Source organism: Actinomadura roseirufa, from assembly GCF_900659635.1.
Taxonomy (GTDB): Bacteria; Actinomycetota; Actinomycetes; order Streptosporangiales; family Streptosporangiaceae; genus Spirillospora; species Spirillospora roseirufa.
On sequence record NZ_CAACVB010000003.1, the window covers coordinates 83,533 to 102,334 of the forward strand.

General features: G+C 72.1%; 18 protein-coding genes. 6 read left to right on the plus strand and 12 right to left on the minus strand.

Translation table 11 applies throughout. The annotated features are described in order from the left end of the window. The first annotated feature begins 5 nt into the window (after positions 1 to 5). The 4 genes from E1291_RS01375 to E1291_RS01390 are packed head-to-tail and all read left to right on the plus strand — an operon-like array spanning position 6 to position 4,922. Positions 6 to 1,355, plus strand: coding sequence for an MFS transporter (locus tag E1291_RS01375; protein ID WP_131735660.1), 1,350 nt, complete (start codon positions 6 to 8; stop codon positions 1,353 to 1,355). Then, positions 1,352 to 2,881 (plus strand): purine-cytosine permease family protein, encoded by a 1,530-nt coding sequence (locus tag E1291_RS01380; RefSeq protein WP_131735661.1) that lies wholly within the window; start codon positions 1,352 to 1,354, stop codon positions 2,879 to 2,881. Before E1291_RS01375 ends, E1291_RS01380 begins: the two co-directional genes overlap by 4 nt. Continuing rightward, positions 2,878 to 3,405 carry a nuclear transport factor 2 family protein gene (locus E1291_RS01385; protein WP_131735662.1) on the plus strand — a complete coding sequence of 176 codons (528 nt, stop codon included), beginning with the start codon at positions 2,878 to 2,880 and terminating at the stop codon, positions 3,403 to 3,405. Before E1291_RS01380 ends, E1291_RS01385 begins: the two co-directional genes overlap by 4 nt. Further along, entirely contained in the window at positions 3,402 to 4,922 is a 1,521-nt protein-coding gene (locus tag E1291_RS01390; protein ID WP_131735663.1) for an amidase family protein, read from the plus strand. The genes E1291_RS01385 and E1291_RS01390 overlap by 4 nt, the downstream gene beginning before the upstream one ends. A 147-nt stretch (positions 4,923 to 5,069) precedes the next feature. Here E1291_RS01390 and E1291_RS01395 read toward each other — a convergent pair whose 3' ends face one another. After that, the gene (locus tag E1291_RS01395) at positions 5,070 to 5,510 is read right to left on the minus strand and encodes an ATP-binding protein (RefSeq protein WP_131735664.1); all 441 of its coding nucleotides are present in this window, start codon (positions 5,508 to 5,510) and stop codon (positions 5,070 to 5,072) included. 16 nt (positions 5,511 to 5,526) lie between these two features. Beyond that, entirely contained in the window at positions 5,527 to 5,880 is a 354-nt protein-coding gene (locus E1291_RS01400; protein WP_021597910.1) for an STAS domain-containing protein, read from the minus strand. Positions 5,881 to 6,175: 295 nt separating this feature from the next. Here E1291_RS01400 and E1291_RS01405 point away from each other — a divergent pair, with 295 nt between their 5' ends. Continuing rightward, positions 6,176 to 8,428 carry a DEAD/DEAH box helicase gene (locus E1291_RS01405; protein WP_242613873.1) on the plus strand — a complete coding sequence of 751 codons (2,253 nt, stop codon included), beginning with the start codon at positions 6,176 to 6,178 and terminating at the stop codon, positions 8,426 to 8,428. 234 nt (positions 8,429 to 8,662) lie between these two features. Here the strand turns inward: E1291_RS01405 and E1291_RS01410 are convergent, their stop codons facing one another. The 6 genes from E1291_RS01410 to E1291_RS01440 all read right to left on the minus strand — a co-directional run bounded on the left by E1291_RS01410 (position 8,663) and on the right by E1291_RS01440 (position 13,385). Beyond that, positions 8,663 to 9,031, minus strand: coding sequence for a hypothetical protein (locus E1291_RS01410; protein WP_131735666.1), 369 nt, complete (start codon positions 9,029 to 9,031; stop codon positions 8,663 to 8,665). Between the two features lie 130 nt (positions 9,032 to 9,161). Then, complete coding sequence (locus tag E1291_RS01415) at positions 9,162 to 10,394, minus strand: hypothetical protein (protein WP_131735667.1); 1,233 nt, start codon at positions 10,392 to 10,394, stop codon at positions 9,162 to 9,164. A 145-nt stretch (positions 10,395 to 10,539) separates the two neighbouring features. Further along, positions 10,540 to 10,935, minus strand: a complete 396-nt coding sequence (locus E1291_RS44970) for an Rv3654c family TadE-like protein (protein ID WP_165494909.1) — start codon at positions 10,933 to 10,935, stop codon at positions 10,540 to 10,542. Positions 10,936 to 11,537: 602 nt separating this feature from the next. Then, complete coding sequence (locus E1291_RS01430; protein WP_131735668.1) at positions 11,538 to 11,876, minus strand: TadE family type IV pilus minor pilin; 339 nt, start codon at positions 11,874 to 11,876, stop codon at positions 11,538 to 11,540. 26 nt (positions 11,877 to 11,902) lie between these two features. Further along, complete coding sequence (locus E1291_RS01435) at positions 11,903 to 12,097, minus strand: DUF4244 domain-containing protein (RefSeq protein WP_131735669.1); 195 nt, start codon at positions 12,095 to 12,097, stop codon at positions 11,903 to 11,905. Positions 12,098 to 12,509: 412 nt separating this feature from the next. Then, a complete protein-coding gene (locus E1291_RS01440; RefSeq protein ID WP_131735670.1) occupies positions 12,510 to 13,385 on the minus strand; it encodes an alpha/beta fold hydrolase in 876 nt (291 codons plus the stop codon). A 53-nt stretch (positions 13,386 to 13,438) separates the two neighbouring features. On the opposite strand from E1291_RS01440, the gene E1291_RS01445 reads away from it, so the two are divergent. Then, complete coding sequence (locus E1291_RS01445) at positions 13,439 to 13,891, plus strand: MarR family winged helix-turn-helix transcriptional regulator (protein ID WP_165494910.1); 453 nt, start codon at positions 13,439 to 13,441, stop codon at positions 13,889 to 13,891. A gap of 1,072 nt (positions 13,892 to 14,963) precedes the next feature. Here E1291_RS01445 and E1291_RS01450 read toward each other — a convergent pair. The 4 genes from E1291_RS01450 to ssd form a co-directional block, all read right to left on the minus strand. Then, positions 14,964 to 15,662 carry a type II secretion system F family protein gene (locus E1291_RS01450; RefSeq protein ID WP_131735672.1) on the minus strand — a complete coding sequence of 233 codons (699 nt, stop codon included), beginning with the start codon at positions 15,660 to 15,662 and terminating at the stop codon, positions 14,964 to 14,966. 521 nt (positions 15,663 to 16,183) lie between these two features. Next, positions 16,184 to 16,912: a type II secretion system F family protein gene (locus E1291_RS01455; protein ID WP_131735673.1), complete on the minus strand. Its 729-nt coding sequence runs from the start codon at positions 16,910 to 16,912 to the stop codon at positions 16,184 to 16,186. Then, positions 16,909 to 18,057 (minus strand): TadA family conjugal transfer-associated ATPase, encoded by a 1,149-nt coding sequence (locus E1291_RS01460; RefSeq protein ID WP_131735674.1) that lies wholly within the window; start codon positions 18,055 to 18,057, stop codon positions 16,909 to 16,911. The genes E1291_RS01455 and E1291_RS01460 overlap by 4 nt, the downstream gene beginning before the upstream one ends. After that, positions 18,054 to 18,802: septum site-determining protein Ssd (gene ssd / locus E1291_RS01465; RefSeq protein ID WP_131735675.1), on the minus strand; the 749-nt coding region annotated here is incomplete at its 5' end. The genes E1291_RS01460 and ssd, both read right to left, overlap by 4 nt.

The following is an 18,802-nucleotide window of genomic DNA, read 5'->3' on the forward strand; positions in this document are numbered from 1 at the left end:
CCGCCATGCACCCGGTCCCCACCCCGGACGGTCCCGCCCAGGACCGTCCTCGACCGCCGGTCGCCCCCGTCCGCCATCGCGGCGCCGTCACCGCCGCCGCGATCGGCAACTTCATCGAGTGGTACGACTTCGTCCTCTACGGCTACTTCGCCACGATCATCGCCCACGCGTACTTCCCCTCCGGCGACGAGGCGGCGGCGCTGCTGCTCACCTTCGCCGTGTTCGGCGTCAGCTTCTTCGTCCGGCCCGCGGGCGGCGTCCTGTTCGGTCACGTCGGCGACCGGCACGGCCGGCGGCTGGCGCTCTCCCTGATCATCATCCTCATCTCGCTCTCGACGGCGCTCATCGCGCTCGTGCCCTCCTACGAGACCATCGGCATCGCCGCGCCGCTGCTCATCCTGCTGCTGCGCTGCCTGCAGGGCCTGTCGGCGGGCGGCGAGTGGACGGGCGCCGCGTCCTACGTCGTCGAGCACGCCCCGCCCGGCCGGCGCGCGTTCTACGGGAGCTGGCAGACCGTCACCATCGTCCTCGGCATGATGGTCGCCGCGCTGACCTCGCTCATCCTCGGCGCGGTCCTCTCGGCCCCGGACCTCGACTCCTGGGGCTGGCGCCTCCCGTTCCTGCTCAGCGTCCCGCTCGGCCTGGCGGGGCTCTGGCTGCGGCTGCGGCTGTCGGAGTCGCCGGAGTTCAGCGAGGTCGTCAGCGCGGACCGGGTGGAGCGGGCGCCGCTGCGCGCCACCCTGCGCGCCGACCGGCGGTCGATCCTGCTGTGCGCCGCGCTGGTCTGCTCCCCCACGATGTGCACCTACGTCCTGCTCGTGTACGGGCCGACGTTCCTGATCGACGAGATGGACATGTCCGGCTCGCGGGCCCGCGCCGCCGGGTTCACCGCCATGGCCGTCCTCGCCGTGCTGATCGTCCCGCTCGCGCGGCTGTGCGACCGGGTCGGCCGGCGGCCGTTCCTCATCGGCGGCGCGGCCTGGGTGCTGCTGGCGGCCGTCCCCGGCTTCTACCTCCTGCACAGCGGGAACCTCGCCGTCGTCGCCCTCGGCCTCGTCGTGATCGTCGTCGGGGAGGCGCTGATGCTGGCGCCCCAGCCCGCCGTGTTCAGCGAGCTGTTCCCCACCTCCCGCCGCTACAGCGGCCTGTCCCTCGGCTACAACCTCGGCGTGATGATCTTCGGTGGGGCGGGGCCGTTCGCCGCCGCCGCGCTCATCGACGCCACCGGCTCGGCGTACGCGCCCGCGATGTACCTGTGCGCCGGCGCCCTCATCAGCCTGATCGCCGCCCTCCGCACCCCGGAGACGCTCCGCGCGTCCCTGCGCGGCGGCCCCGGGACGGAGGACGCGGCATGAGCGGCGCCGAATGGACCGAGAACCGTGAGGACCACGCGCTGCGCCCGGTCCCGCCGACCTACCAGCAGTGGAGCGTGTCCTCCCTGTTCGGGGTGATGTTCGGCATCACCACCGCGATGTTCTTCTTCTCCTGGGGCGGCACGCTCGTCCACGCCTACGGCACCCGCGACCTCGTCATCGGCCTCCTCCTCGCGACCGTGATCGTGGGCGCGCTCGCCTACCTGTGGACGGACGCGGCGTCCCGCACCGGCCTCGGCTCGGACCTGCTCACCCGCGGCGCAGGCTTCGGCTTCCTCGGCTCCACCGCCACCTCGCTGATCTTCGCCGTCAACTCGCTGCTGTTCTTCGCCTTCGAGGGCTCGATCATGGCCAACGCCGTCATGGCGCAGTGGCCGCACGTCCCGTCCTGGCTGGTCCACGCCGTCACCGGGGCCGTCTTCATCCCGCTGACCTGGTACGGGATGCGGCTGATGAGCATCCTCATGTGGGTCACGCTGCCGGTGTTCGCCGTCTTCATCACCTTGACGATCTGGCACGCGGCGCACACCTCGGCGGCGCCCGGCTTCTGGTCCTACGAACCGGCGCACCCGGCCGGCGGCGCCGCGGGACCGCCCGTCCTGCAACTGCTCGCCGCGGCGTTCGGAGTGGCGGGCACCATCCCCGTCGCCGCCGATTTCGGCCGGTTCATCCCTGCGCGGCGCCGCCGCGTCGGGTCGCTCGTCGTCGGCCCGGTGTTCACGGCCGCCACGTTCCTCGGTCCCACGCTGCTCGGTGCCTGGCTGTCGCTGCGCTTCGACGAGACCGACCCCGGCCACTACCTGCCCGCCGTCTTCGGGGTCTCCGGCGTGCTCTTCGTCATCACCACCCAGCTGCGGATCAACCTCAGCAACGTCTACTCCGGATCGCTCCAGTTCGCGGGCCTGTTCTGCCGCATCTTCGGGGTGACGCCCGGCCGGCACTGGTTCGTCGTCCTGACGGCCGGGCTCGGCACCGCGCTCATGTTCGGCGACCTGTACGGCCGGCTCAACGCCGTCCTCACCGTCGGCGGCGTGTTCATCACCGCCTGGATCGCCTGCGTCGTCGCCGACATGACGATCAACAAGCGGCTGCTGCGCCTGTCGCCGCCCGGGTTCGAGTACCGCCGATCGCGGCTGCGCGCCCTCAACCCCGTGGGCCTCGGCGCGATCGCCGGCGCGCTCGCGGTGTCCACGCCCCTGGCGTTCGGGGCGGCCGGGCCCCTCGGCAAGACGATCGCGTCCTTCGTCGCCGCCGCCGCGGCGTTCGTCCTGGCGCCCGCGATCGCCCTCGCCACCCGGGGCCGCCACTACACCGTCCCGTCCACCGCCGGGGACGTCACATCGGACGCGACGGCGACGTGCACGGTCTGCGGGGAGGAGCACGCGGCGGCCGACGTCGTCACCTGCCCGTTCCACCGCGGCCCCGTCTGCTCCGTGTGCTGCGCCGCCGAACGCAAGTGCAAGTCCCTGTGCAAGACCGCCCCGGTACTGGAAAGGAATCCCGCATGAACGAACTTCTGGCCCGGGTACAGCGCCTTGAGGACATCGAGCAGATCCGCCGGCTGAAGTACGACTACGCGCGGGCGTGCGACCTCGGCGCCGACCCCGACGCCCTGATCGCCCTCTTCGCGCCCGAAGGCGAGGTGACCTGGCGCAGCAACGTGTTCGGCGAGCACCGCGGCCACGACGCGATCCACCGCTGGTTCGGCGGCGTGGCCGGCATGATGCCCTGGGCGGCGCACTTCATGGACAACGCCGTGATCGACGTCGCCGCCGGCGGCCGCGCCGCGACCGGCCGCTGGGACCTGCTGGAGTTCGCCACGATGGTCCCGCTCGACGGCGCCGGCGACCCCGAGGCCGTCGTCATGTCCGGCTGGTACTCCGACGAGTTCCGCAAGATCGGCGACCGCTGGTACTTCTCCGTGATCGACATCGAGATGCGGCAGATGTCGGCGCTCGACGCGGGCTGGGTCCGGCAGCCGAACCGCGGCGGCGACCCCGGCGCCGTCTCCGCCGGGCGGGCGCTGCGGTGAGCGAGCCCTTCGGGACGCGCGACCTCCACCGGCGGGCCGGGCTCCTCGGCCTGCCGGTGGGCGCCGCCGAGGAGTCCGCGGTGCTGGAGCTCGTGACGGACATCCTCGACGTCGTCGGCGGGCTCGACGCCCCCTCTGATCCAGCCGCCGCTCAGCCGGGATGGCCGGTCCGCGACCCCACCCCCGAGGACGACCCGCTCAACGCCGTCACGCTGTGGACTGACGTCGAACCCACCACGGACGGCCCTCTCAACGGCATGCGCGTCGCGGTCAAGGACTCCGTCGCCGTCGCGGGCCTGCCCCTGTCGGCGGGTTCGGCGCTGCTCACCGGGTTCGTGCCGTCCACCGACGCCGCGGCCGTCGCCCGGCTGCGCGCCGCGGGCGCCCGCGTCGTCGCGGTCGCCCGGATGGACGAGTTCGGTCTGAGCGCCGGCGGCGACGCCGGGCTCGGCGGCCCCGTCCGCAACCCGTTCGACACCACCCGCACGGCGGGCGGCTCGTCCGCCGGATGCGCCGCCGCGCTGCACTATCCGGGCGTGGACGTGGCCATCGGCGCCGACCAGGGCGGCTCGATCCGCGTCCCCGCGTCCTGGTGCGGCGTCCTCGGGCTGAAGCCGACCCACGGGTTGGTCCCCTGCACCGGCACCGTCGGCATCGACCACACCGTGGACCACGTCGGGCCGCTGGCCAGGACCGTCGAGGACCTGGCCGCCGTCCTCCAGGTGATCGCCGGACGCGACCCGGACGATCCCCGCCAACCGCGGACCCCGCCCCCGTCCGACTACCTCGCCGCCGTCGGCTCCGCCCCGTCCGGCCTGGCGGGCGTCCGCCTCGGCGTCGTCCGGCAGGGCCTGGACGGCGCGACGCCACCGGTGGCGGACGCCCTGCGGCGGACCGTCCGGAACCTCCGCGACCTCGGCGCCGCCGTCACCGAGGTCGACCTCCCCGAGCACGCCGAGGCCGGCCCCCTCGCCTTCGGCACCACCGTGGAGGGCATGGCCGCGCTCTTCGAAGCAGGCGGCAACGGGTACCAGTGGTCCGGACGGTACTGGCCGGAGCTCGCGGCCCGAATCCACGCGGCGTGGCCCGACCAGGCCGCGAACCTCGGCCCGGCGGCCAAGGCGGTGCTGATCGCGGGTTCCCACCTGCGCGCCGCCCACCGCGGCGAACGGTACGCCACCGCGCAGAACGGCAGACCCCGCCTCGTCGCCGCCTACGAACGCGCTCTGGACGGCCTCGACGCGCTGGTCCTGCCCACCACCCCCGGGCTGCCGCACCCGGTGGACGAGCCGTCCGACACCGAGCGCGTGCGGCGCGGCTGGGCGGTCCTGGCCAACACCGTCCCGACCGACCTCACCGGCCACCCCGCGCTGTCGCTGCCGCTCGCCGAGGCGGACGGCCTGCCCGTCGGCGTCATGCTCGTCGGCCGGCCGTTCACCGAGGCGCGCCTCCTGCGCATAGCCGCCACCTGCGAACAAGCGGGACAGTTCTCAGCCACCCGTCCTAGGGGCACCTGAACCGCGAAGAGAACGACGCCGGAGAAGCTCGAAAAGGCCCCGACCGTCGCCGGAAGCAGCCGAAACCCGGCGACCAGAGAAAGGGATTGAACGGCGAAGGCCCCGCCTAGGCGGGGCCTTCGTGTGCGTCTGGGAAGAAATGCGCGGTCAGATGGTCGCCTCGGCCTCGGCCGGCCAGCTCATCCGGATCTGGACCCCCTTGGGCGTGGCCGAGATGTCCACGTCATCGGCGAGCCCGGCGATGACGGCCAGCCCCAGCTCGGCGGTCCCCTCACCCAGCCCGTACTCGAACTCGCCCGCGTCCTCGACCGACGGGAGGCCGCCCGCCTCGTCGTCACCGGGAACGGTGTCGCTCACGATGACCTCGAAGCGTCCGTCCGCTCCGGTCAGCTCGAGCCGGACGGGCTCGTCCGGGCAGAACTGGCGATGCGCCTCCACCGCACGCGAGCACGCCTCGCCGACCGCGAGCCTGACCTCGTCCAGCAACGCCTCGGCCACACCGCAGCGGCGTGCCACGGCGGTCACGATCAGGCGGGCGGTCCGGACGTGGACGGGCAGCGCACTGAAGGACAGTTCAACGGTCGCCATCTCAGCTACAGGCCGCCTACTTGGCGCCCTTGCGCTTCTCCTCGGCCTCGGCGATCGAGTCGTGAATGCCGAAGACCTTGGTCAACCCCGTGATCCGGAAGATCTTGAGGATGCGCTCCTGGGTGCACACCAGCTCCAGCGAGCCGTCGTGGGCGCGCACCCGCTTGAGCCCGCCGACCAGGACGCCGAGCCCCGTCGAGTCGAGGAACTCCACCTTCTCCATGTCCACGAGCAGGTGGAACTTGCCCTTGTTGACCAGGTCGATGAGCTTCTCGCGAAGCTTCGGCGCCGTGTAGACGTCGATCTCGCCCTCCACGTTGATGACGGTGAGGCCATCGTCGGTGGTGTAGTCGTTCACCTTCAGGTCCACAGATCCTCCAGCGCCGTGCAGCACAATCTGATCTCGCTTTTCCCGTCCCCCCTGTGCGGCGGACGGGTGGCGAGACTTCGCCGTGATTCAACCACGCTCCGGCGTCGTGTACGCACGTTATCGCCCACTCGGGCGAAAGTTCGCGCCATCCCGTCTGACCTGCTGATCTCGCGGTCAGGGCAGGGGGGACGGGCCCACCGGCGCCGGGGCGTTCCCGTTGTTTTGCCCAGGCTGGCAAACTGAAAACCTGATGGCCGCCCAAAGATCTTCACCCCCGCTGGACCGGCTCCTCGCCATGCCCTCGCGACGCGACCGCATCACCCATGTCGAACGTGTTCCCGCACGTGAGGGCCGTCATGCGGAATGGCCCCGATGGTCACCGCCGACCCTGCTGGAACGGCTGGCCGCCGCCGGCGTCCACGCCCCCTGGGAACACCAGGCCGCCGCCGCCGAGCACGCCCACGCCGGCCGGTCTGTGATCATCGCCACAGGCACCGCGTCCGGGAAGTCCCTGGCCTACCTGCTGCCCTCCGTGGCCGCGATCTACGCCGACGAGTCCCACGAGGGCACGACGCTCTACCTGTCGCCCACCAAGGCCCTCGCCGCCGACCAGCTCCGCTCCCTGCGCTCACTGCACCTCACCCGCGTGCGCGCCGTGGCCTACGACGGCGACACTCCGCGCGACGACCGCGCCTGGGCCCGCCGGCACGCCAACTACGTGCTGACCAACCCCGACATGCTGCACCGCTCCATCCTCCCCGGGCACGCCCGCTGGTCCTCGTTCCTGCGCCGGCTCCGCTACGTCGTCGTCGACGAGGCGCACGGCTATCGCGGCGTCTTCGGCTCCCACGTCGCGCACATCCTGCGCCGCCTGCGCCGTATCTGTGCCCGCTACCACGCGTCCCCCACCTTCGTCCTCGCCTCCGCCACCACGTCCGACCCCGCGCGCACCGCGTCCCGCCTCACCGGCCTGGACGTCGTCGCGGTCGACGACGACGCCTCACCCCGCGGCCCCGCCACCTTCGCCCTCTGGGAACCGCCCCTCACCGAACTGCGCGGCGAGCGCGGCGCCCCCGTCCGCCGCACCGCCACCGCCGAGGCCGCCGACCTGCTCGCCGACCTCGTCGTGGAGGGCGTCCAGACCCTCGCGTTCGTCCGCTCCCGGCGCGGCGCCGAATCGGTCGCGCTCGGCGCCAAGCGCGCCCTCCACGAGGTCGACCCCGCCCTCACGACCCGGGTCGCCGCCTACCGCGCCGGCTACCTCCCCGAGGAGCGCCGCGCCCTCGAAGCCGACCTCCGCTCCCGCGCCCTCGTGGGCCTGGCCAGCACCAACGCCCTCGAACTGGGCGTGGACGTCTCGGGCCTCGACGCCGTCCTCGTCTGCGGCTGGCCCGGCACCCGCGCGTCCCTCTGGCAGCAGGCCGGCCGCGCCGGACGGTCCGGCCAGGCCGCGCTGTCGGTCCTCGTCGCCCGCGACGACCCGCTGGACACCTTCCTCGTCCACCACCCCGAGGCGATCTTCGGAACGCCCGTCGAGGCGACCGTCCTCGACCCCGACAACCCCTACGTCCTCGAACCCCACCTGTGCGCCGCCGCGTCCGAACTGCCCCTCACCGAGGACGACCTCGCCCTCTTCGGCCCGTCCACCACGAGCCTGCTGCCCGACCTCGTCCGCCGCGGCCTGCTGCGCCGCCGCCCCGCGGGCTGGTACTGGACGCGCCGCGACAGGGCCGCCGACCTGGCCGACATCCGCGGCGCCGGTGACGCCCCCGTCCAGGTGGTGGAAGCGGCGACCGGACGTCTCCTCGGCACCGTCGACGAGGCGTCCTCGCACACCACCGTCCACGAAGGCGCCGTCTACCTCCACCAGGGCGACTCCTTCATCGTCCAGACCTTCGACCTGGACGATTCCGTCGCCCTCGTCGAACCGGCGGACCCCGACTACTCGACCACCGCCCGCGACGTCACCGACATCACCATCGCCGAACGGCTCCGCTCCACCTCCTGGGGCGAGGCCACCCTCTGCTACGGCACGGTCGACGTCACCCGCCAGGTCGTCGCCTACCAGATGCGCCGCACGCAGACCGGCGAGATGCTCGGCGAGAAGCCCCTGGACCTCCCGCCCCGCACCCTGCGCACCCGGGCCGTCTGGTGGACGCTCACCGAATCCCAGACCGAACGCCTCGGCGACCTCGACCTCGCCGGCTCCGCCCACGCCGCCGAGCACGCCTCGATCGGCCTGCTCCCCCTCTTCGCCACCTGCGACCGGTGGGACATCGGCGGCGTCTCCACCGCCCTCCACCCCGACACCGGGCTCCTCACGGTCTTCGTGTACGACGGCCACGAGGGCGGCGCCGGCTTCGCCGAACGCGGCTACGCCGACGCCCCGTCCTGGCTCCGCGCGACCCGCGACGCGATCGCCTCATGCGAATGCGAATCCGGCTGCCCGTCCTGCATCCAGTCACCGAAGTGCGGCAACGGCAACGACCCCTTGGACAAACAAGGCGCCCTGACCCTCCTAGCCGAACTCCTGGCAGAAGCCCCCTAGAACCAACCCCAACCCGATGAAGCTCGCCTCACCAGGTTGGTCGCGCTCTCGCGCGCCCAATGCACCAGCTCACCGGAAGCCGTGCGCCCCGTGGAACGCCCAGAAGTCGAGCGGCCAGCCAAGGCATCTGAACCAGAACCACGAACTCAGATCGTGTTGCAACCTGGGCCGAGATTGCAGTCAACCAGCAAGCCGCCAGGCGAGCCCGTAGGCCGGTATGGCAGTCGCCGCGGCCTAGTTCGGGGCCATCCGCTGGACGGGAATGGAAGTCTCGTCCAGACCACGCCGGGCTTGGGCCAGCGCCTGCTGTAGCTTCCGCCGTTCCATCTCCAGCGTTTGCAGGGACTCCTCGTGCTCTTCCCGCAGGTCCCTCAGCTCGCGACGCAGGCCGATCGCGTGCCTGACCCCGAGGACCGCGACCGCGGCGCCCGCCATGAACACGATGGCGACGACGGCACCCGCCATGAAGACGTGCCACTGCTCGGTGACCCCCGGCACCTCGTGCCCGAACACGGTGAGGCTCGTCGCCCCCGTGTTGTCGACCACGACCGCCGCGGCCACCACCACCGCGGCGAGCACGAGGACCAACCCCAAGAAGACCATGCGGAGGCACCCTTCTTTGGCCGACGATCCGGGGGATTCGACTGGCAAGGCAGCCTAGACCGTGCACAAAACGGTCGCCAGCCCCGCTAACAGAAGAGCCCCGAAGTACGCGGCTCTGAGCGGGCGAGGGTCACGTGCGACGTGCGCGACCCTTCGTGCCGGTGGGTTCGGCAACGTCGGCGGGCTTCTTCTCGGCGGGCGGGCGCCGTCGTCCGCCCGGCCGGGACCGCACACCCTCGTGCCGGACGGCCACCGCTTGCACGGGCCCTGTCTTGGCGAGGGCTTCGGCGCGCGCGATCCGCTCGCGTGCCGCGCGGACTCGTGTGCGTCCGGTGCCACCACGGGCGATCCGCGCGGCCATGCCGAGGCTGCTCGTCCCGGCCTGGTGCACGCGCATGCGACGCGTCCAGGTACCGAGGTGAGCCGCGGCCACCAGCAGCACGAGTGCGATGGCGACGCTCCTCCCCCATTGCAGCCGGTCCGTGCCGGCGACCTTCTGAGCCTTGGGCGCGTCGGCGATCTGCGGGGTCGGGTAGGTGAAACCTGGCGTCGCGCCATCGGGCTGAACGGACGGCAATGTCACCGGCGACTCGTTGTTGAACGGGGTCAGCGGCGCACTGGAGTTCGACCGCGTGGCGCCCGACGACAGCGACGGCGCCGAACCGTGAGGAACGGTCCCCGTCTTCCCGCTGCTGACGAACGCACCGGCTGTCGTCGCCCCCGAACTGATGGATCCACCCGTGCCCGTCGAGCGCTTCGCCCGCACGCCCACGGAGACAGAGCCGCTCGACCGCGTCAGCGACAAGGTCGCGGTGCAGTTCGCGCCCGAACACATGGACCCCACCGAACCGGACGCCGAGCCGGCACCGGCCCCGGACAGCGTGTAGCCGGTCAGGTCCTGCTCCCCGCCGCGCTTCCAGCGGACGACGAGCTTGCCGGACGACACCCGCGCGGACACACCGCTCGGCGCGGCAGGCGGGATCCGCACCGTGAAGGGGTGCACCTCACCGTAGGAAAGTCCGGTCTGCTTGCCCTTGAGGAAGACCCGGTACTGCCCGTTCCGGCTGATCGGAATGGAGCCCGACAGGTCGCCCCACAGGCTCTTCTCCGCGAGGAGCACACCGGACCTGCCCGGCCCGTCGTAGCGCAGCTGCATGGTGAGCGCGAGGTCGAAGTGGGCCCGAGCGGTCACTTGGGAACCGCTCGTGATGACCGTGCCCGCCGCCGGGGAGAGCACACCGGTCGTGGCGGCCCTCGCGGGCGATGCGCCGAGGATCGGGGCGCTCATCGCAAGGGGGGCCGCGAGCACGCCTGCACCGATCCTGCGAATGATGGCCACGACCTCATTCCCTTCGTCGAACAAGCCGCCGACAGCGCGGTCCCGCTGGTGCGGCCGACCTTTCCCAAGGATGACCGCAGGCTCAAGGCAGCGTAACGTACTAACGGGTAACTAAGGTCACAGCTCGGTGACAAAGAGTCCGCGGACCAACACGCTCCACCTCCGCACTTCATTGACATTCTGTGCAACGAACCGTCCCGCCCCAGGTCACGCCCACTGGACCCGCTCTGGCGCGAGACTCCACCCGGACGACACCGATCCCGAGTGGCACGTCCACCGGACGCCAGACCGAGACGTCCACGACCTCTCCGCGCACCACGCACCGCGAGACGCGCACTCCGGACGAGGCCGCGACACTCCGCACCCGAGCGCAGGCGACCCCGCCCCCATCCGGCACATGCTCCGCCCCGGCCAGTGCCGCAAGATCCGCCGCAGCGTCCACCCGATGCCGCACCCCCCGCACTCCCCCAACGGCCACCGCGGCCCCTCCCACCAGCCAGATGATGGCCAGGAACCCGACTACCCAGATCGTCCCGGCCCCCCGCTCCCGCTCACACCGCCCCACCGCGGCCTCCTCCCACCAACAACCCGAAGCGGCGCGCCCTCCTCCACCGCGTGCAATACCTCAGCGGCAGCGAGCCGCTCGCCAGCGCCGCCGCCGCGACCAAGCCGCTCCGCAGATCCCCACACGACTGCGGCAACGCCCACCAACCCGCGCAGCATCCTCAGGACCAGGCAACGACGAGGCCGTCACCCCCCTCAACGCCGACTGAGTCTCCCCAACCCCCGGCTCGGCCCCCCACCACCCGGCCCAGCCCCCTCAACACACCGGCCCAGCCTCCCCAACCCCCGGCCGAGTCTCCCCAACGCCTGGCTCGGTCTCCCCACCGCCCGACCCAGCCTCCTCAACACACCGGCCCAGCCTCCCCAACCCCCGGCTCGGCCCCCCACCACCCGACCCAGCCGCTCAACACACCGGCCCAGCCTCCCCAACCCCCGGCCCAGCCTCCCCAACACCCGGCCGAGTCTCCCCAACCCCCGGCTCGGCCCCCCACCACCCGGCCCAGCCGCTCAACACACCGGCCTAGCCTCCTTAACTCCCGGCTGAGTCTCCCCAACACCCGGCTCGGTCTTCCCACCGCCCGGCCCAGCCCCTCGACGATCGGCTTAGCCTCCCCCAACGCCCGGCTCGGTCTCTGCGACGGCGTGGGCATGGACGACCAACGGCGGCAACCCCGTGGCCTTTGGTGCCTTGACCGGCGTGGAAACGTCGACCTCCACAGTGGCTCCGTCACGACGCAGCCTCACCGACGCGCCCGCCGGAACCGCCTTCACGACCAGGGCACGCACGGCGGCAAGGGACTCGCCCCGCGCCGCCGCCCGCGCGCCCGTCCGCGCCGCGTCCGCACAGGCGAGCTGTGCGGAGGCGGCCAACACCCCCCACAGCGCGATCGCCGTGACCAGCACGAGGCTGGGCAGTGCCACGGCGATCTCCGCCGTGGCCATGCCCCGCTCACGCACGCCCCGAGCACTCACCCGGCGAGCTGAAGCGCCCGACGGATGATGCCTAAAAGGAGGGTCTTGACCTCCGAACTGGTAACGATCTTGAAGAGCAGCCCGGCGAACGCCGCCGCCGCGATGGTGCCGACCGCGTACTCGGCGGTGGACATGCCCTGGTCCCTGGCCTCGGTTCGCCATCGCCGCACCACAGCCCGTATCACCTGCATGAAGGCTCCTTCCCTCGCCCATGAACGCCTGTCTGCGTCCTGTCCAAGCATGTGGCGCCATCACTCTCAGCGATGCACGAACGACAACCTGTGGATAACTCCGGCTCGCTACCCGCTCCGACCTGGTTTGGGGGTCTTGTCCGCCGTGAGGAGGACGTCCGGGTGCATGCCTCGCAAAGCGGAGAAGGCCGAATGGCCGGGACGTTGACCACCGACAAACGCGGCGAGGTTCGTGACTGGGTGTCCCCGGCACCAGAACGCCCACAACCCAGGTGGGGGCGGGAGGGGTCCCCAGGTCGCCGACCTAGCGCGCCGTGCATGCCACCCCGAGGCCAGCACCAAGCCGTAAGGCACGGCGCGCGGTACCCGGCCAGGTGATCGGCTGGAGGCGTCATCCGAACGAACGGGAAGGTCAGGCCTCGTTAGCGACTTGGGGGCCGGCGGCGAAGCCGCGAATGAGTTCCCAGACGCCGATGGGGTCTTCTTCTTGAGCGAAATGACCCGCGTCGGGCACCAGCGCGGTCCTCAGATTGCGGACTCCCGCGTCGCGAAAACCCTGTGCGTAGCGGGTGATATCGCCGCCTTCGCCGTCCCCTCGCACATAGAGCAGCGGCGTGTCGACCGGTGCGGCCTCAGCGAGGGCGATGTTGTCTCGGACGTCTTGGGGGAACGCCCGGTAGAGATCGAACCCGGCGGCGAGCGCGGTGGCGCTGCCGTAGGCGGCGGCGTGGGCGGCCCGCGAACGCGAGGAGATCCTCTCCGGGTCCACCGAGAGCACGCGATAGAAGTAGTCGAAGTATTCGGCCTGATGCCCCTGGACAAGGGCCTCGGGCAGCGCCGCCACAGCGTGGAATCCGAAGTGCCAAATGTAGGGATTGGCCAGGACCTCGGTCCACGGGTCCACACCGGGGATCACCGTGTTCATGATGACCGCCCGGGCCAGGTCGCCATACTGCCGGAGATAGGCGTAGGTGACCATCCCGCCGGCATCGTGACCGATCAGCGTGAGATCGGTGAGCGCCAGGCGCTGGACCAGTCCATGGATCGCCTCCGCCAGCCGCAGCTTCGTTCCGCCGGTGACGGCTCCGACGGATTCGCCGATCCCGGGCAGGTCGATGGCGATGACCCGAGCGTCGGTGGCGGCGTCCATCACGCCTTCCCAGGTCCGCCATGACTCCGGCCAACCGTGGAGGAGCAGGTACGGCCTGCCCCGCGGATCCCCCGCTTCGACCACGTGCAGAGACAGGTCGCCGACCGGCAGGTGGGCGTGACGCCACTCACTAGACATGTTTTATGTCTATCAGAGGACATGAATCATGTCTATCTACTAGCATCGCGGGCATGGATGACGGTGGCGACGATCTCGCGTTCGAGCAGGGAACGGGCTTTCTCCTGGCGCGACTGGGGTCGCTGGCGTCACGGTCATGGACGGCCTTCCTGACCGGACACGATCTGACTCAGAGCCAGTACACGGTCCTTGTGGCCCTGAAGGAGCAGGGCCCGGTCGGCCAGCGACGCCTGGCCGGACTGGTCGCCGTGGACACCCGCAACATCGTGCCGGTCCTTGACGCCCTGGCTGCCAGGGGGCTCGTCGACCGGCGGATCGACGACACCGACCACCGCCGGCGCATCATCGCCCTCACCACCGCCGGACTCAACGTCATCGACGCCATCGCGGCAGCCGCCGATGCCGAACAGGATCGGTTCCTCGGCGCCCTGAGCCACCGTCAGCGAGAAAGCCTCAACCGCCTGCTCCGGCAGGTCTACGACTCCCACCTCCGCGCCCGCGACTAACCCCCCACCCTCGGTGACGTCGTCCGATGTCGCGGCCGGAAGCTGAACCTAGGCGACGAACGCACGTGAGTACTGGGATTACGTGGCCGGCCGTCGGTGGGGTGCCCACTGATGCTGGCATCGCTCCCTGTTCGCCGGCCCGACGGTTGTCACTGCACTCTGGGAGCGGTCCGTAGGCAGTCGAGCGGTCCGAGGGCAGTCGCTGATTGATGGCGAGATTGTTGGGCGAGCACGCTCGGCGACGCGGTCTGCACCTCGGCTTCGCATCGACGTCGTCACGTGGTCGTGCCGTCGCCACGGTGCAGGCCGGTGGTGGCGGGGCTGCTGAGCGAGCACGGTCAGCGGCTGGGCCTTACCTCGGCTTCGGGCCGGCCTCACCAACAGGGTTGTGCCACCGCTGCAGTGTGGACGAGCGGTGATGCGGCTGTCGGGCCGACCAGGGGCGTCGTCATCCGGGCGGGCGGATCGTCGAGGCGACCCGGCGATGACCGGGACCACCCCTTTGCGGCTGGCCTCGGCCCGGGAACGTGCCGTCGCCGCGGTGTGCACGGCGGTGCTGTCCGCGTGCTCGGGCTACGTCCAGCCCGACGACCAGCGCCATGCTCATCCGGGGGAAGGGGGCCGTCGAAGCGATTCCAGCAATGGCAGAGACGACCCCTTTTGGACTGGTCTCGGCACCGAGATCGTGCGTCGTCACAGTGTGCGCGGCGGTGATGTCCGCACTCCCGCGCTACGTCCGACCCCAACGACCAGCGCCATCCTCATCCGGGCAGGTGGATCGTCGAGGCGACCCCGACGATGACCGGGACCACCCCTCGCGGCTGGCCTCGGCACCGGGATCATGCCGCCGTCACAGTGCGGGCGCCGGTGATGTCCGCGCTCTCCGACCATGCGCAATTCGAAGACCAGGGGCGTCGTCATCCGGGCGGGCGGATCGTCGAGGCGACCCGGCGATGACCGGGACCACCCCTTTGCGGCTGGCCTCGGCCCGGGAACGTGCCGTCGCCGCGGTGTGCACGGCGGTGCTGTCCGCGTGCTCGGGCTACGTCCAGCCCGACGACCAGCGCCATGCTCATCCGGGGAGGAGGAGTGTCGAGGCGATGCCGGCGATGGCGGGGACGATCCCGAGCAGGACGAAGGCGGGGAGGAAGCACAGGCCCAGGGGGGCGAGTGCGCGTATGCCCGCGGATCTGGCCCTGGTCGCGGCGGCCGTCCGGGCGACACGTCGCTGGTCTCGGGCCAGGCGGCCCAGGGAAGGGGCCAGGGCCGCGCCCGTGGAGGCCGCCCGGACGGCGGTGCGCGCCAGCGGCGCGAGCGTCGGCTCTTTCGCCAGGGCCAGCCACGCCTCGGTCGGATCGGCGCCGAGCCGGATCTGGACGGCCACCGCGTGCAGTTCGTCACCTAAGGGGCCACCGACCGCCTCCGCTACCGCCTCGACGGCCCCGCGCCATGGCGCGCCTCCGCGCAGACAGGCGGCAAGGAGATCGATGGCCACCGGGAGGTCGGCCACCAGGCGCGCCCGGCGGCGTTGACGCTCCGCGCTGCCCAGGCGGGTGAACGAGTACCGGACGGCCAGGCCGGCGAGAAGGCCCATCACGCCGCCGACCGGTCCGCCCACCACCACGAAGCACAACAGGCCGGTCGCGGTCGATGCCGCTCGCCGCAGGATCACGTCCCTCCGCCCGGTCTCGGTGGCCTGCGGGCCGTGGCCGCTGCGCTTGCGGCTCGGGTTCTGGGTCCGCGTGCGCTTCTCAGGATCCGCCGAGGTCATCGGCCGGGCTGATCGCTCAGCGTGTTCCGGCGTCGGCCGAAGCCGCCTTGAGGTCGTGGGCTCTGGCAGCCGCCGGACGAGCCGTCGGGTCGCGGCGTTGACGCCGCGCGGGGAGAGAAAGCCTGCCACCGCCGCGCAGAGGATGGCCAGAAACACCGTTCTCCTCCGTTCGTCAACTCTCCGGCGGCGCGTGCATACAGCCGTTCGGTTCCGACTTCATACGGCGATGCGGCTCCGTCAGAGGCACTTGTTGTGCGTCTTGTGGGAATCTGGGTGGTTTGTTTGGGATGCGCGGTAAGGGGCTGCGATGTGCGAGAAATGGCCTGATGTGTGGGGGGAGCGAGTTGTTCTTGTGGGTGCCGGTCTTGCAGATGAAGGGGCGGGGGCCGGGGCTGCTATTGATGTGACCTTGGCGGTCTTCCGTCTGTTCGTGGGGGGCGATGGCGGTCTAGAGGCTGGCCGAGTGGATTGCCGAGAGGTGCGAGTGGCCGACGATGTGGGGTGGGCTTTTGGTGCTCGGGCTAGGGAGTGGGGCATTCGGCGGCTTGGGCCAGGCGGCGGGTCCACCAGAGTCCGGTGGCGTTGAGGGCCGTGCCGGTGATCAGGCAGGCCAGGCCGGGCAGCGAGCCGCAGAGGAAGGCCAATGGGTGAGCGCCCAGGGCCCCGGCCATGGCGATCCCCAGGATCGGGAGCGCGGCCAGGAGGCGAGCCGTGGCACGGGGACCGGCCAACTGGACGGTGATGTCCTGGCGTTGGGCCTCTTCGTCCCGGAGGGCGGCGGCCAGGCCGTCCAGCACGGTGGCGAGGGTGCCGCCGCGTTCCGAGCCGACGCGCCAGCAGGCGGACAGGAGGCGGAGACCCTCGGCGCCCGGGATCCGCGCGAGTCGCTCAAGGTGGTCGGGGACTTCCGGTGGGGAGTTCGCCATCGGGCCCGGGGCACCCGGTGTAAGGAGCGTCTCGGCGACGTGGGGGTCGAGGACGGCGGCGGTGACCGCGAACGCCTCGTCCGGGGTGCGGCCCGCGGCGAGCTCGGCGGCCATCCCGTCGCAGAGCTCGATGACCGCGGTGCGCCATCGTCGCGGGCGGCCACGGCGCTCCCGGACGGCCTCGATCCTGCTCCTGAGGGAGGCCACCGGCTCCGGTGGTGGCGTGAACAGGCGGTCGAGCCGTTGAGCGGCGGGCGACGAGGCGAGCAATGCCCACAGCGCGGCGGCGGAGAAAAGGGCGGCGAGACCCATGGAGCCGATCATGGTGACTCCAGGCGGGCCTTGAGGTCGGCGGCGCCGGAAGCCGCGACGGTCTGCCCCTCGGGGGTGAAGGAGACGGCGGGGACCACGCCGACGAAGCCGTCGGCCGCACGCCGCAGAAGGCAGATCTCGGCTACCCGGCGGCGGCCGCCGGACGGGTCGCGGACCAGGTGGACGACGATGTCCAGGGCGGCGGCGAGCTGGCTGTGCACCGCTTCGCGGCTGAGGCCCGCCGCACAGGCGAGCGCTTCGAGACGGGCCGGGACGTCCGCGGCCGTGTTGGCGTGAAGGGTGCCGCACCCGCCCTCGTGCCCGGTGTTCAGGGCCTGCAGGAGGACAACGACCTCGTGACTTCGGACCTCGCCGACGACGAGGCGGTCGGGGCGCATGCGGAGCGCTTGGCGGACCAGGTCGTTCAGGGTCACGCCACCGGCGCCCTCCATGTTCGGGGGGCGGGCCTCCAGCCGGACGACGTGCGGGTGGTCCGGTCTGAGCTCGGCGGAGTCCTCCACCAGGAGGAGGCGTTCGCCCGGATCGGCAAGGCCCAGCAGGCAGCTGAGCAGCGTCGTCTTGCCCGTCCCGGTCCCACCGGAGATCAAGAAGGCGGCTCGGGTCTCGATGAGGGCGGCGAGCAGGGCGGCGCCTTCGGCCGGGACGGTGCCGGAGCCGATCAGCTCGTCGAGGGTGAAGGCGCGGCGGCGCGGAAGCCGCAGGGAGAGGCAGGTGCCGTTCGGGGCGATCGGTGGGAGCACGGCGTGCAGCCGGACGCCTCCGGGGAGGCGCGCGTCGGCGTAGGGGGAGGCGTCGTCGAGGCGGCGGCCCGCCGCGGCGGTGAGGCGCTGGGCGAGGCGGCGCAGGGCGGTCTCGTCGGGGAAGCGGACGGCGGTGCGGACGAGGCCGCGGCCGGCGTCGACCCAGACCTCGTCCGGGCCGTTCACGAGGACGTCCGTGACGTCGGGCGAGCGTAACAGCGGTTCGAGGGGACCGGCTCCGACGAGGTCGGCGCGCAGTTCGTCGGCCAGGGTCAGGACCTCGCGGTCGCCGAGGAGGCGCTCCTCGGCGCGCAGCGCGGCGGCGACCCGGCCGGCGGTGGGTTCGTCGCCGGTGCCGGCGAGCCGGTCGCGGACGACGTCGGCGAGCCTGGTCACGCGGCCTCCCGGTACTCGTAGGGCTGGAGGGCGAGGTCGGCGAGGATCCGGTCGCAGAACTCGGCGAGGGGACCGCGGCGGCAGACCCGGGCGAGGTCGCCCTCGTCGACGGCGGTGGGGAGGCGCCGATCGCGTTCGAACACGCCGGTGACGGGGAGGTCGAGGGACCGCGCGACCGTCTCGGCCGTCAGCCCGCCGGGCGCGGGGCCCTGGACGACCAGGCGGAGGTCGGCGGTCTCCCGGCGCAGCGCGGCGGCCAGGCCGTCCGCGGCGACCGTCGCGCGGACCTCGGCGGGGACGAGCAGGAAGGTGACGTCGGCGGCGCGCAGGGCCGCCCGGCCCGTCTCGCCCGGATAGCGGGGGACGTCGACGACGACGAGGTCGAAGCCGCGGACGGCGGCGTCGAGCAGGGACAGGGACGCCTCCTGGGGGACGGGGACCGGCTCGCCCCGCCGCCAGGACAGCACCGACAGGTCGCCGCAGCGGGGAAGAGACTCGCGGAGGGTCGCGGGGCTCAGTCGGCCCTTGCGCTCGGCGAGGTCGTGCCAGCGGACGCCTTCGCGCTCCTCCAGGCCGAGCATCAGGTCGACGCCGCCGCCGAGCGGGTCGGCGTCGACGAGGAGGGTGCACAGGCCCGTCCGCGCGGCGCCGAGGCCGAGGGCCGCGGCGAGGACGCTGGCGCCGGCCCCGCCGCGGGCGCCGACGACGCAGATCGTCGCGCCGCGGGCGCCCTCGGGCTCGGTGG

Bases quoted from the DNA above. Each gene is read 5' to 3' on its own strand.
- E1291_RS01405 (WP_242613873.1), top strand. From the start codon at position 6,176: ATGCCCTCGCGACGCGACCGCATCACCCATGTCGAACGTGTTCCCGCA.
- E1291_RS01430 (WP_131735668.1), bottom strand. From the start codon at position 11,876: ATGGCCACGGCGGAGATCGCCGTGGCACTGCCCAGCCTCGTGCTGGTC.
- E1291_RS01410 (WP_131735666.1), bottom strand. From the start codon at position 9,031: ATGGTCTTCTTGGGGTTGGTCCTCGTGCTCGCCGCGGTGGTGGTGGCC.
- E1291_RS01450 (WP_131735672.1), bottom strand. From the start codon at position 15,662: ATGACCTCGGCGGATCCTGAGAAGCGCACGCGGACCCAGAACCCGAGC.
- E1291_RS01440 (WP_131735670.1), bottom strand. From the start codon at position 13,385: ATGTCTAGTGAGTGGCGTCACGCCCACCTGCCGGTCGGCGACCTGTCT.
- E1291_RS01435 (WP_131735669.1), bottom strand. From the start codon at position 12,097: ATGCAGGTGATACGGGCTGTGGTGCGGCGATGGCGAACCGAGGCCAGG.
- E1291_RS01385 (WP_131735662.1), top strand. From the start codon at position 2,878: ATGAACGAACTTCTGGCCCGGGTACAGCGCCTTGAGGACATCGAGCAG.
- E1291_RS01380 (WP_131735661.1), top strand. From the start codon at position 1,352: ATGAGCGGCGCCGAATGGACCGAGAACCGTGAGGACCACGCGCTGCGC.
- E1291_RS01455 (WP_131735673.1), bottom strand. From the start codon at position 16,912: ATGATCGGCTCCATGGGTCTCGCCGCCCTTTTCTCCGCCGCCGCGCTG.
- E1291_RS01395 (WP_131735664.1), bottom strand. From the start codon at position 5,510: ATGGCGACCGTTGAACTGTCCTTCAGTGCGCTGCCCGTCCACGTCCGG.
- E1291_RS01375 (WP_131735660.1), top strand. From the start codon at position 6: ATGCACCCGGTCCCCACCCCGGACGGTCCCGCCCAGGACCGTCCTCGA.
- E1291_RS01445 (WP_165494910.1), top strand. From the start codon at position 13,439: ATGGATGACGGTGGCGACGATCTCGCGTTCGAGCAGGGAACGGGCTTT.